This is a genomic window from Rhodospirillaceae bacterium (assembly GCA_002728255.1).
Lineage (GTDB): Bacteria > Pseudomonadota > Alphaproteobacteria > UBA7887 > UBA7887.
This window is the reverse complement of record PBWV01000040.1, coordinates 1-13,301: the sequence shown is the minus strand read 5'-3', so window position 1 is coordinate 13,301 and position 13,301 is coordinate 1. Positions and strand designations below refer to the sequence as shown.

12 protein-coding genes and 1 tRNA gene are annotated in these 13,301 nt (G+C 48.6%); 7 read left to right on the top strand and 6 right to left on the bottom strand.

What is annotated here, in order from left to right:
• Positions 1-22 precede the first annotated feature (22 nt).
• Positions 23-955 carry a phosphoribosylpyrophosphate synthetase gene (locus tag CMM32_09675; GenBank protein MBT07161.1) on the bottom strand — a complete coding sequence of 311 codons (933 nt, stop codon included), beginning with the start codon at positions 953-955 and terminating at the stop codon, positions 23-25.
• A gap of 117 nt (positions 956-1,072) precedes the next feature.
• Entirely contained in the window at positions 1,073-2,353 is a 1,281-nt protein-coding gene (locus CMM32_09670; GenBank protein ID MBT07160.1) for a glycerate kinase, read from the bottom strand.
• 196 nt (positions 2,354-2,549) lie between these two features.
• Here CMM32_09670 and CMM32_09665 point away from each other — a divergent pair, with 196 nt between their 5' ends.
• A complete protein-coding gene (locus CMM32_09665; GenBank protein ID MBT07159.1) occupies positions 2,550-3,407 on the top strand; it encodes a hypothetical protein in 858 nt (285 codons plus the stop codon).
• Between the two features lie 80 nt (positions 3,408-3,487).
• Positions 3,488-3,781, top strand: coding sequence for an alkaline phosphatase (locus CMM32_09660; GenBank protein MBT07158.1), 294 nt, complete (start codon positions 3,488-3,490; stop codon positions 3,779-3,781).
• Between the two features lie 120 nt (positions 3,782-3,901).
• On the opposite strand, the gene CMM32_09655 is transcribed toward CMM32_09660, so the two are convergent.
• Positions 3,902-5,398, bottom strand: a complete 1,497-nt coding sequence (locus CMM32_09655; GenBank protein MBT07157.1) for a hypothetical protein — start codon at positions 5,396-5,398, stop codon at positions 3,902-3,904.
• A 509-nt stretch (positions 5,399-5,907) separates the two neighbouring features.
• On the opposite strand from CMM32_09655, the gene CMM32_09650 reads away from it, so the two are divergent.
• A complete protein-coding gene (locus CMM32_09650) occupies positions 5,908-7,254 on the top strand; it encodes a hypothetical protein (protein MBT07156.1) in 1,347 nt (448 codons plus the stop codon).
• An 88-nt stretch (positions 7,255-7,342) separates the two neighbouring features.
• Positions 7,343-7,645, top strand: a complete 303-nt coding sequence (locus CMM32_09645) for a hypothetical protein (protein MBT07155.1) — start codon at positions 7,343-7,345, stop codon at positions 7,643-7,645.
• A 35-nt stretch (positions 7,646-7,680) separates the two neighbouring features.
• On the opposite strand, the gene CMM32_09640 is transcribed toward CMM32_09645, so the two are convergent.
• A tRNA-Gln gene (locus CMM32_09640) sits at positions 7,681-7,754 on the bottom strand.
• 121 nt (positions 7,755-7,875) lie between these two features.
• Between CMM32_09640 and CMM32_09635 the strand changes: the two genes are divergently transcribed.
• On the top strand, positions 7,876-8,769 hold the full coding sequence (locus CMM32_09635; GenBank protein ID MBT07154.1) for a bifunctional methylenetetrahydrofolate dehydrogenase/methenyltetrahydrofolate cyclohydrolase: 894 nt from the start codon (positions 7,876-7,878) through the stop codon (positions 8,767-8,769).
• A gap of 11 nt (positions 8,770-8,780) precedes the next feature.
• Here CMM32_09635 and dksA read toward each other — a convergent pair whose 3' ends face one another.
• Entirely contained in the window at positions 8,781-9,146 is a 366-nt protein-coding gene (gene dksA / locus CMM32_09630) for an RNA polymerase-binding protein DksA (protein ID MBT07153.1), read from the bottom strand.
• A gap of 269 nt (positions 9,147-9,415) precedes the next feature.
• On the bottom strand, positions 9,416-11,752 hold the full coding sequence (locus CMM32_09625) for an RND transporter (protein MBT07152.1): 2,337 nt from the start codon (positions 11,750-11,752) through the stop codon (positions 9,416-9,418).
• 250 nt (positions 11,753-12,002) lie between these two features.
• Here CMM32_09625 and CMM32_09620 point away from each other — a divergent pair, with 250 nt between their 5' ends.
• Together CMM32_09620 and CMM32_09615 are read left to right on the top strand one after the other, a co-directional pair.
• A complete protein-coding gene (locus CMM32_09620; protein ID MBT07151.1) occupies positions 12,003-12,650 on the top strand; it encodes a DNA-3-methyladenine glycosylase in 648 nt (215 codons plus the stop codon).
• A gap of 82 nt (positions 12,651-12,732) precedes the next feature.
• On the top strand, positions 12,733-13,301 hold a 569-nt coding region (locus CMM32_09615; protein ID MBT07150.1), incomplete at its 3' end, for a hypothetical protein.

The following is a 13,301-nucleotide window of genomic DNA, read 5'->3' as shown; positions in this document are numbered from 1 at the left end:
TCAAACAAAATCTAATACTCCGTTACTCGAAAAGACTAGAAACAGACGTTTCCTCACTTATTCTTTTCATTGCCTCAGCGATCAAATCAGCTATAGAAAGTACTCTAATATTCTGTGCCAATTCCACAGGTTGCGTCGCCTGGATGCTATCTGTAATCACAAGTTTTTCCAGGGAAGACGCGGCAACACGGGCAACTGCGCCACCCGACAACACGCCGTGAGTCACATACGCCATCACCGAAGTTGCCCCAGCTTCCCTTAGTGCGTTCGCCGCATTGCAAACAGTCCCCGCAGAATCGATTATGTCGTCAACGAGGATACAACGCCGTCCCCTCACATCCCCAATTATATTCATCACCTCGGAAATACCAGCCTGTTCCCGCCTTTTATCAACTATGGCAAGGTCTCCGTCAATCCGGTTGGCAATGGCTCGTGCTCTAACTACCCCACCAACATCGGGCGAAACGACCACCAAGCTTTCCCCTGGAAATTGGAGCTGAATATCTGTCTCCATCACGGGACCCGAGATAAGGTTATCTACTGGAATATCAAAAAAACCCTGGATCTGACCAGCATGAAGATCCAAGGTCAAAACCCTATCGGCGCCTGCCGTTGTAATTAGGTTGGCCACTAACTTGGCAGAAATCGGCGTCCGAGGCCCTGGCTTTCTATCCTGACGGGCGTAACCATAATAAGGAATTACCGCCGTAATCCGCTTCGCAGAAGCTCGCCGCAACGCGTCAAGCGTAACTAAAAGCTCCATCACATTGTCGTTTGCCGGAAACGAAGTAGGCTGGATCAGGAACATATCCTCACCTCGCACATTTTCCTCGATTTCAACGAAGACTTCTTGGTCGGAGAATCTCCTGATAGTCGCGGCACTCAGCGGAGAACCACAGTAAGCCGCTATCGCCTCAGCTAGGGGCCGATTACTATTCCCGGCAACAATTTTCATGGTTATCTGGCCTATCTCTGCGCGCCCAGGCGCCAACAAACGCAGACTTTATCAATCTCTTGCCGCACTGTAAATCTGTTTTGGAAGCTACCACAAACCTGGCTCCCAACCGCAAAACTATTTTTCTATAAGCACCGCCCTAAAATCATTCACATTCGTATGCGTGGGCCCTGTAATTATTAAACCATCGATAGCCGAGAAAAAGGTATATGCATCGTTATTAGCTAGGAATTTGGCTGGAGCCATGTTTTTCTTCAGACTTGTTGCCAAGGTGTCCGGCCCAATAATGGCTCCAGCATTTTCTTCGCTGCCATCAATTCCATCGGTGTCACAAGCCAAAGCGTAAATCCCGGAAGCCCCGTCTAAAGACAACATTAGGGATAGCAAGAATTCAGAATTGGGCCCCCCCGACCCATTCCCATTGATAGTCACGGTAGTCTCACCTCCAGATAAAAGCACACACGGAGCAGACCAAGGTTGGTCTCTTTCCGCAATTTGACGAGCTATTGCTGCGTGTACCTGAGCCACATCACGGCTCTCACCCTCTATAGAGTCACTCAGAATTATGGGCGTAACTCCTGCCTCGCGAGCCACTTTTGCTGCAGCCTCTAGGGCTTCCTGAGGAGTGACAATCAGACGAACCCTCGCTCTTTGTAGCAGCGGGTCACCCGCCTGTGGCGTCTCACTACTTTCTCTCGCAAGCACCATTTTAGCCGCCGATGGTAGCTTAATTTGATACTTTTCTATTACGTAATTGGCATCGGCTAGTGTTGATGGATCAGCGACTGTCGGCCCCGACGCAATAATAGCCGGATCGTCACCCGGAACGTCAGAAATCGCCAGCGTTACTGTTTGAGCCGGATAAGCAGCAACAGCCAATCTGCCCCCTTTTATCGCAGATAAGTGTTTCCGAACCGAATTAATTTCAGAAATTGTTGCACCGCAGTTCAACAAACTTTGTGTTACCGCTCTTTTCTCATCCAGACTGATACCTTGGATAGGCAGGGTAAGCAGGGCTGATCCACCACCAGATAACAGACACAGCACAAGATCATCAGAACCTAGGCCAGTTACAAACTCCAGGATGCGACCTGCCGCCGAAACCCCCGCAGCATCCGGAACTGGATGGGCTGCCTCCACAACCTCAACCCATCGTGTTTCTAGAGAGTGGCCGTACCTAGTTATAACCAAACCCTCCAGTTCACCGGCTTGCCCAATCTCCTCCCATTCCGCTTCAACAGCTTGTGCCATCGCAGCCGCAGCCTTCCCAGCTCCCACAATAATTGTGCGACCCTTGGGTCTAGGTGGTAAATGATGGCGCAGGCTTAGTTTAGGGGAAGCAACGTTCACCGCACTATCAAACATTTTCCTCAGAAGGATTTCAGGTGTCCCTATCATTGATCCTTGGGCTCTCCAAAAAGTTCAGATATAACCATACCCTAGCCTAAACACATCCCATCATCCAGCCCTCGACCGCAGGATCCCAGTATAAGAGAACAAATGTATGCGCAACCCAAACGTTCCCCCAACATTGTATTTTTCTACAGCGAATCTAGTTTTAATTCCAAAACGCCGTGGGTTTTTGGCGTGACTAATGATGGTGCTTGACCCCGAACAGAACGCTCTAGTGAATCGAGCCAAGGCATACCCCTTTGGGACCCCGACCTCGTCATATTTATTTGTCCACGGGGAATGCTGGCCCGTTGACTGGTACGATGAGTCACTGCCTGAAAGGAGTATCGTCCGACTTAACAACAAGAAAGCTTCCGCAAGAGATCTTTTTCTGTCTAAAAGTTTGCGAACTTCTTATCTAGCAACCCCCCGGATTCCGGTTCTTGCTTCTGGCTCAAATGCCTCACCCGCCCGTCTTAAAGAGAAATTTCACTCCGAATTACAACAAACTGTTATCCCGGTCATCCTATACTCCATTAAAAATCTGTTGCCCGTCTTTTCAGCTAAATTTGCCAGTTATGGCTCCATCACCGCCACCCTGCAACAAGCGTGTGGAAACGAAACCAAAATGTTTGTTACATTCCTCTCGCTAAAACAATTAGAACTCATGCACCAAACTGAAGCGATCGGAGACGAGTATGACTTCGCACGTTTCAGTCATGTAGATATACGGCAAGAGCCGTCGGAGCCAACCCCCCAAAAAACAGTGTACGCTTATCTAAGCCGAAAAGGGGTCTTCACCATCGGAGGACACCAATTCTCCTTGGATAGCCGCTCTGCACTCACTAACGGTTTTTCTCACAGAAGTCAGATCACAATGTTAACCCAAGCACGTGATTTACTAAGCCCCCAGGAAGAACTCGATCACTTCATACTTAAAAATATCACAGAAGAGAAAGTGCGCCGTGCTAACAACGCTCTTCTTCGAAAATTCAGCCAGCCATTTAGTGGTGGAAATACCGAACTAGTGCGGGAGAGCCCTTCGAGCCTGTTTTACTAAGCCACTAGACCCACGCGCGATAGTGAAATAAATAGGAAAGGTGAGAACTTTTTATACAACCCTATTTGAGACATAATAAAATGGACAAAACAATTAGACTAGAGATTGAGGCCGCCGCATTTCGACAGCTCGTATCCCATTTCCAGGAAAACCCCGAAGTTCAAAATATTGACCTTATGGATCTCGCGGGTTTTTGCCGCAATTGCTTATCCAAATGGTATACCGCAGCGGCCGAGGACATGGGCGTGGAAATGGATTACGATACTGCTCGCAACATTGTTTACGGTATGCCTTACAAAGAATGGAAACAAAAGTATCAAACCGAACAGCCTTCGGACCGACTAAAAACTTTTGAGCCGCACGAGCATGAATAAACGCTTTGATTGAGGGACTATTCCCTAATTGAAAACTCAGAAAAGAAAAAAGGCCCCGGCATCTCTGCCGGGGCCTCAGTTATTATATTCTTAATATAATACTGCGATAACCTATTTCCCTTAGTAGGAAACGGTAACCCTCCAGTGGCCTTCTATAGCTTCTGAGGCCGCATCTGCAGTATCATTACTATTCAAGTTGTCACCACGGAACAGAGCGGAGTTATAAATAACGCCGACACCGGTTGTGACACGTGGAGCAACTGACCAAACAACGTTGCCCGATACGGTCCGCCATTTTGTCAGAGGCGGCGTGGTACCATCTGTACCCGTGCTTAAATCGCTTGGGTTAGAGTTTGCACCATGCGCGTGAATAGTAGACCGCGTGGTGTCGTTCCACCAGTGAGTATAGTAGGAGTGAAGCGAAACTGTCGTGGTATTGGAAATACCTACAGTGTTCGGATCAACCGTACCCATCTCACCACGACCACCTGTCCACAAAGAGTGGTTGATGTTCGTATTACGACCGCCAACGGTGTAAGCTACGCCAGCATACAACTTATCCATGCCCAGCGGAATTGTGATTTCTGGGAAGATACCATAACCAATGGTTTCATCAGATGCACCAGCCAAGGCTGCGGTATTACCGGTCCCCTGGTTGTTGTCGTAACCATACTGACGAACTTGCATACCCATGCTGAAATTCATAGCACCAAGTGGGCGCGAAATACGCGCCTGCAGATCTGGAAGGCTACCTCTGACATTGACGCCGCCGACATCATCTACACCGTCTGCGTCAAGAACACCCTGAGGAGTTACCAGCTGGACATCATAGTCCATTCCGCCACCGCTACCAGAATACTTAACTGCAGCAGATAGACCCAATGGGCATGGTGCGCCACCAGTGTTTACTGCTTCACCGTAACATGCGCCACTAGTAAACACCAAACCTTGCTGGCCAAACGTCCAGTTGCCAACAGTCATGTTAGCATTTGGAGCCCATACTCTGTTCAGGTTCAAGTTGTTTACCAATGCAGGAGCATCACGATCCGTGGTCAACAGGATATTGGTTCCAATCGTTCCCAAATCCGATTCAGACGAAGTCGCTATGCTAATTCCGTTGGATAAGGACTCCATCGTCAACTGGTCGCTACCACCAGCAGCGTTGTCGCCATCGGGACGCAGCAGACCAGCATGACCCCAAGTTGCGAACCCGCCCTCAGACGTGCCACCATCATAAACAGTGCCCATGGTTAGCCAACCAGAAATTGCAACGGAGGTGTCCGAACCAGGAACCTTGAAAGATCCTGGAAGATCACCGCCGACTACACCATTGGCGCGTGCATTCTCTGGCATAATGTATAAATCACGCACGTCATAAGGCTTATAACGATTTGGCAGCTCTGCTGCACGTTTCCGGATATATGTCCGGTTAGTTCTTAATGCTGATGTCTCAGCAACTTGCGTCTGTGACTGCGCCTCTTCGATGCGCTCCATGCGATCAAGAAGGTTTTGCAGTTCCGCACGCATCTCGTTCATATCGTTGGCCTGCGCCGGAGCAGATGCCATCAAGGCGGCAGCTGCCGTGGAGCAAAGTAGGCCCTTTGTATACGAATGCATATTGAGTACCCTCACTCTTGTTTGTTCGAACAAAAAATCTCCGCCAGCGGGATAACCCCGACTAAACTTTGGCGGAAAACACGGGCCACAAAGCCCGACGACCGCATTAGATTATCAGAAACCCGTTAAATCAACAGTAGAGACCCCCATACCGCGTCGTTTCTGACACGTGTGGTATTTATAACACATATGGCACCCCTAGTGGCCAAATATGGTACATTTTAGGCTTTTCCCCGACAATGATGAAGCTTCTTTGGTCGAACTGTGTCTAAGGCCCTTATCAAAACAAATTCGACAGAAACCCCAGTTATAGGGCATATTTAAGACATAAATTGAACCCGGTATTTTAGCCCATCTACCAAAAATATTCTTGCCAAAGCCGGCATAAAAATTAGTCCGCTTTGACAAGACCCAGGTGCCCATCTACAATTTTATATGTTTTGTGATGGTGGCTACGGAGCCTTCCGCTGTTAAAGGATCGTTCTGGAAAGTCCCGATGTTGACCGACAATGAACGCATCGAGTGAGAGGGGGAACGTCATGGAATTCGACTATAGAAAGGCTTTTAAGGGGATTGATGGCAAGGCTGTCAACCCTGCTAATCCATTTGAACAGGGTACGGCATATTTCACTTCTGGCCAGGAAGGAGAGCAAGTACAGAATCGGATGGAAGAAATGGCCGAAAACGCGGAAGTGGGTCGACGAGACTTCTTCCGCTCGGCATGTGGTTTCGCTGGCGCCATGTTGGCGGTAAACGCGGCCACGGGAATGAAGTTTTTTGATGTAAAAGAAGCTGAAGCCCGAGAGATCGCTGCTACTGCTGAAGTTAAGAGCTACCTGAAGGGAAGGATGGGCCCGGTTGTTGACCAACACACCCATATCTGTACCCGGAAGGAGGGCTACGTAAAGGGCGTGAATACGACAGAACAGGGAATGTGGTTTGTTGATTTGTTGGACGGGCTTGGCAAAGCTATGGGCCTTCCAAACGGCACATCGGATATGACGGTAGAGAATTATGGCAAACTTCTGCTGGACGGCAGCGACACCGACGTAGGGATATTCAATCCATTCGGGTTCCGAGAGGATTACGGCGGAAACGACATGATCCCGATGGACGAGCAAGCCGAAGTCAAAGAACTGTGGCCAGACCGCACCATCATGCTGGCTGGCGGCTTAACGCCTAACCAGGGTGTCACCGAAACGCTGGAGCGTATGCAGCATTACGTCGAAGACTACGACACCTCGGGCCTGAAACTGTACACGTTTGATTCCACTCCGAAAAAAGGCTGGTGGTTTGACGACACAGAACTTGCGTATCCGATGTGGGAGAAGGCTCGCGAGTTGGGCATCAAAAACATTGGTTGTCATAAAGGTATTCCTTTTGGCCAGTTCATGGCTCGCTATGCTCACGCTGAGGATTTTGACAGGGTCTGTGACGACTTCCTTGACCTAAACTTCATCGCTTTCCATTCCGCATGGCCATATCATGCAGAACTGGCGGCACTGAAGGCCTTCAAACCCCAACGGAACAATCTCTATTGTGAAATTGGCTCCACCTTTGCAGCGACCGTGTCAAGTAGGCCACTGGAATGCGCTCATGTGCTTGGCACGTTGATCGGACAACTAGGATCTGATTACGTGCTGTGGGGTACCGACTCCCTCCTGTGGGGCAATCCACAGTGGCAAATTGATGCATTCCGTCGGTTCCAGATCCCGGACGAACTAGTTGAGGGGTATGGTTATCCGCAATTGACCGACGAGATTAAAACAAAGATTCTTGGCGGCAATGCAGCGCGTCTTTGGGGCCTAGAATCGGCTACTAACTCGATTGGTGAACCCACGTATCGTGTTGCATAGTGAAAAAATTATTATCTTAGCAACAACAGAATGAGAGCGATGGCCGGGACAATGTCCCGGTCGTTGGCTTTCGGAGAAGATTTTTCCCATGCCAACATACGAATATATGTGCGATCCGTGCGCGATGATTTATATGGTACGCCACGGAATGAATGAGAAGCCCAAAATCAAATGTCCTAAGTGCGACAAATCTACCCCAAGGGTGCCATCGGCACCTAACCTGAATATGGGTGGTTGGTCCAGTCCCACTGAAGCAAAGTACTCGAAATTGAGCATTTCGGATGAACTTGCCAAAGAAAAGGAGCTCCAAAAAACGTACGAGACAGTGTGGCTTCCTCCACCAGTTGTGCACAACCCTTGGGACGAGGATGATCATGACCATGATCATTAGACATATCTGAAATCGTTGCCATTGCGCAAAAGAATTGGCTGGGGCGCCAGGGATCGAACCTGGGATCACGGGATCAAAACCCGTTGCCTTACCGCTTGGCTACGCCCCAATTTGGTTAGTTATACCTAATCTAACGTTTGCCCTCTATACAAGCTATTGGATGCATAGTTTGACAAAATCAGATAAAAGCTTATCCGCATCCATATCATATTCTCGTCTCGGAGCAACCTATGCCTCATGCCCATGTCATTGATGGAAAAGCTACAGCGGAAAAACTCAGAGCCACAATAGGAGAGGTTGTCAAAAGGCTAAAGAAAGATCACAGCTTGATTCCAGGTCTAGCCGTAGTAATGGTGGGTGAGGATCCCGCCAGCCGGATCTACACAAGAAATAAAGTTAAACAGACTTTTGCGGCCGGAATGCATAGCATACAGCGGGATTTCCCGGCGGACATCTCACAAGAAGAGCTAGCCAAAGAAATTTGCTCTCTCAATAAGGACCACTCTATCCACGGCATCCTAGTACAACTACCTCTGCCTCAACACATAAACCCGAATGGGATCCTAGACCTGATATTGCCTGAAAAGGATGTAGATGGATTCCACCCCGTTAATGTTGGGCGTCTTGGATCTGGAATCAGCAGCCTCGTGCCCTGCACCCCACAAGGTTGCCTGTTACTGTTGAAAGAGGTGAGGTCGGATCTAACCGGCTTACACGCCGTGATAGTTGGACGTTCCAACATCGTCGGGAAACCATTAGCCCAACTTTTATTAGCGGAGAACTGTTCCATAACCATCGTACATTCGAACACCCCTGAACCCCATAAATTATGCTTACAGGCCGATATCTTAATATCTGCAGCGGGACGCCCCGAAATGATTAGAAAGAATTGGATTAAACCCGGTAGTATAGTCATTGACGTTGGAATCAACCGCATTACCACTAACGATGGGATCAAGCGGATAGTCGGCGATGTTGCGTTCGAGGATGCAGCACAAGTGGCCAGTGCGATAACTCCCGTCCCTGGCGGTGTGGGCCCAATGACGATCGCATGTCTACTGCGGAATTGTGTTAAAACAGCATGTGAACAACAGGGCCTGTCGTTGCCCCATGACATCGCCTGAAAATTTTTGCCTTAGTCATCGCTATATGTTTTCTCTATTCGCTCGTGCCGTTCCTGAGCAGCCAAACTCAATGTTGCGACTGGCCGCGCCTCCAAGCGACTAATTCCAATAGGCTCTCCCGTCTCCTCGCAAAAACCATAGGTGCCATCCTCAATACGTTGTAAGGCGGCCTCGATTTTTGACAACAGCTTCCGCGCCCTATCTCGGCCCCGAAGCTCGATCAATCGACCTGCCTCAGTAGAGGCACGGTCGCCAATATCTGCCTCAGGGCCAGTATCCTGCCTGAGCGTGTTAATAGCCTGACTCGACGCGGCCAATATGTCCCGCCGCCAGCCCAATAACTTCTGCCGAAAGTACTCCTGTTGTAACGGACTCATAAACTCTTCGTTGTCATTTGGCTGATAACGCTCAGGCAAGGGTGGGGGCTTCCCGCCCTTGCTCCTTCGTTTCGACCTATCGACACGCCCCGCTTTTCTGCTCTTACTCGCAGCCACTTTTGCTATGCCCCCCCTGACGGCCAATTCTGGGCCGCGGAGTATATGCCTGGATGTCTAGAGCCGCAACTCCTCAACACATACGTCCCCGGCTACGCCTCCTAGCCACCTATCAAGCCTTCCCTCATCACTTCTCACAGCAAACACACAGCCTATGCTAATCTCCCAGATTTGCGAGCCCTGAAACGATCGAGCTTCATCAGCAAGGGCGGTAAAAACAAGAAATCCGCGATAAGGGCAAATCCAATGGTAACAGAACTCAAAAATCCCATATCCGAGTTCACCTTAAACCCAGAGAAGGCTAGGACGCCAAAACCCGTCACTAGTGTTATAGAAGTAATCCACAAAGCAACCCCTACGGTTCGAAACGCGTACCTAGTTGCCTCTTCTGGGTCCATGTTTTCTTCTCGCCTTGCTCGCAGGTATTTGCTTAAAAAATGAACTGTATCATCGACGACGATCCCCAATGTCATTGCGAGCACAATAGCAATCGATAACCCCACAGTCCCTTGAACATAACCCCATAACCCAAATGCCATTATTGCTGGGAACAGGTTAGGCACTAAGCTTATTACACCCATCCTAATACTTCTCAGAGCAAAAACTAATATCAATGAGATAACAACCAAAGCCGTTATGGACCCCTTCAACATTGAATTGATATTTCGCCCAGAGATATGGGAAAAGACCACCGAAAGACCCGTTCCCGGAGAGGATACACCAGGCATGTTTTCCGCTATCCAAGACTGGGCCTTTGCATCCAATTCTCGAACCTCTTTAGAGGAAATATCCTTAACATTCACCATTACCTGGCTGGCTGACTTTCCGACGTTAATTTGATTGTTCAAATCCAGCCCATATGGAAGCGACATCTCATAGAGCAATAAGTATTGTGCAGCTAATTCCCTATTATCTGGAATCTTGTAAAACTCCGGATTGTCTCCATGCATACTAAGGTTGAGCCGCTTAAATACCTCTGTAATCGTTGTCACATGAGTTACTTTGGGTTGCGACTTGAACCACTTCCCAAAAGCCTCCAACTTCCGCAAGTAATCTGGATTTGATATTCCACCTTCCTCCCCCGACGGGACGGAATATTGAAGCATATTGAGCCCATTTAAGTTGGCCTCAGTGAAATCTATGGAGGCTCGAATAGGAAACCTTTCATCCAAATATTTCAAAAAGTTATCGTCTAAATCTATCTTGGTAATCCCAATCCCCAGAAATATAATTATAGCTCCAGTACCCCAAAAGAATTTCTCTCTGTGATTAACCACCGTAGAAGCCAGAGATTCCATAACTTGGCTGGCTATACCTGTCCTCTGCGTTACTCTTCCCGGAAGAATTGCTATCAGTGCAGGCAGGAAGGTCACTGAAAGAAGGAAGGCAGCCATAACCCCAACAGCCACGATATTTCCCAAAAGCCGAAAAGGCGGCGCATCCGAAAAATTCATACATAGAAACCCAATCGCCGTAGTGGCACTAGTTATAAATACTGGAGACATATTTATGCGCAGGGCTTCAACCAAGGCTGGATTCTTTTCCATACCTGCCTGCATGTTTAACCTCATGCTGGCAAGGATATGAACACTGTGGGCAACAGACAGCGTGAGTATAATAACAATGGCTGTCTCAGATGACGGCATCAGAATGGCTCCAGCCCAGCCAGCTAGGCCCATGGCAGTAGCTACCGACATTATTATGACCGATAATGTAGCTATAGTTCCCGATAGGCTCCTGAGCGAAATGCCAAGAATTAACAGGATAAACAGGAACATAAGGGGCACTAGGGTCATCACATCATTGGTGGGTATTTCTACAAACGCCATATTAATGGGCACACTGCCATTCAAATAAACGTCAATCCCTGGGAATTTTTCTATGAATCGTTCTCGCAAATCCCGAGCAAACAAAGCGATTTCCGGCACAGCTTCTAGGGAGCCCTCGGGTTTGATAACTAATATTTCTACCGCAGCTACATGACCCTGATGCGAAACCAAGCGCCCCGCTAACGCAGGCAAATCCAGTGCCCTTTCCCTGAGGTCCGTCAGCTCTTGATCTGAGAAATCTGCGGCATTACGAATAAGATTTTCAACAACTAGATCATCTTCCTCCGAACGGGTATTTTGATAATTGGTTATTGAATCAACCCGAGTTGAGTAAGGTGTCTGCCAACTTTCCTCCGTCAACCATTCAATTCCCTCTAGAGTATTTCGCGTAAATACCTCGCCATTCTTAGGTACCAACACAAACAATAGATTTTCGACTTTAGTATACGTATTCTCCAACTGCTCTAACGCCAGAAGATGAGGGTTGTCCTCACTAAAAAACACACGGGCGTCTGGGTTCATTGCCAAGAAACGGGCGCCAGAAGCGGCCATAAGAAATACGACAAGTGCTCCAGCAACCACCCACCAACGGTTACCTACAAGCCACCACCCATAACCATAGCCCGCCTCGGTTTGTGCGTTCGCTGTCGCTTTTGGCATGCTCACTCTCTCCTTGAAATAAATACATTTGAGCCAAGAGACCCACCAAAGTCTTTTAATAACATGTGCATACCCTATCTTTGATGCAGGAGCTAGCGCTATCGGCCCAAACGAAGGCAATATAGTAGAGTAACGCCCGTGGGAAGCGGCAAACGCAAGCAATTATTAACCCAAAATCGAGAAAAGTTCTTGGCAAAATAATGGGACAAAGTTCATGATAGCATCTGAATAACAACCACTATCGTCAGTCATGGACCCCTACAAAAAATTGCGTAAGTCTTCTAACCCACCTTATTGGAACAGAGCACGTCGGCATCTCCTTGCTGAGGACCCTGCTCTGGCAATGGTGATAAAAAAATGTGGTCGTGGGAGGCTCGTACCACGCAACGATGGGTTTTTCTCATTGGCCCGTTCCATAGTTGGACAACAGATTTCAGTGAAGGCAGCTAAGAGCATTTGGAACAAACTTGAACAAAAGGTGGGCAAAATTTCACCAGAACATATGATCCAGCAAACTGCTTTGGAACTACGAGAGTGTGGTGTGACAAGACAAAAATCGGTGTACCTGTTAGACCTTGCACATCACTTTACCGAGGGAAATCTGAGAAACCAAAATTGGGCAGATCTAAACGACAGCCAAGTTAAAAACCTACTAACCCGTGTCAAGGGCATAGGCCCATGGACGGCTGAAATGTTTTTGATGTTCCATTTGCTTAGACCTGACATATTACCAGTCGGCGACGTGGGCATTCAGAATGCCATGAAGCTGCACTTTAACAAAAATAAACAAATGACACCTCAAGAAATGATCTCGAGAGCTGAACCCTGGCGCCCATGGCGTTCGGTAGCGAGCTGGTATTTATGGCGAAGCCTAGACCCGCTACCCGTAGACTATTAGAATTGTGTAGGTATACTCCCCCCCCACCACAGTTTCTCCTTTAACAACCTCAAGCGTCCCAGGGCCCTAGGTGCCTACCAAAATGAAAGATAATCTTGTCGCCACTACTCAACACAACCTGTTGACAGCTCTATTAGTCCTATTAACCCCTCTCCTTATCTCTCCCGCGCAATCTCAACAAAGCGCGCCTGTCGAAGTTGATTTAGTGGTGACAGAGCCACTATCCCAAACCCAACCAGTGCTTGGACGCTTTGTCGCCAGACAATCTGGCACGATAGCCTCAAGAGTGGCGGGCGCTGTGACAGATATTTTGGTGGACGTTGGCGACCGAGTGGCGAAAGGGGAGGTCCTCGCAATAGTAGATTTGCAAAAAATGACCCTATTGAGAGATGCGGCAGCAGCGACGGCAAACCATGCTTTGGCCGAGGAACAAGCAGCCATAGCACGGCTGACAAGGAGGCAGAACGAATTATTGCGAATTGAGGGAATCACCGATTCCGCAGCGTACAGTGTGGCACGTCATGAGGATGCCATCCAAAATGAAGCTGAGGCTGAGGCCTTTAGGGCAGCTGCAGCAGCAAAAGTTGCTAGCACACAAGCCCGCCTAATGCTGGCTGAAGGCGACAGAATCAACTCAAAAATCCGCGCGCC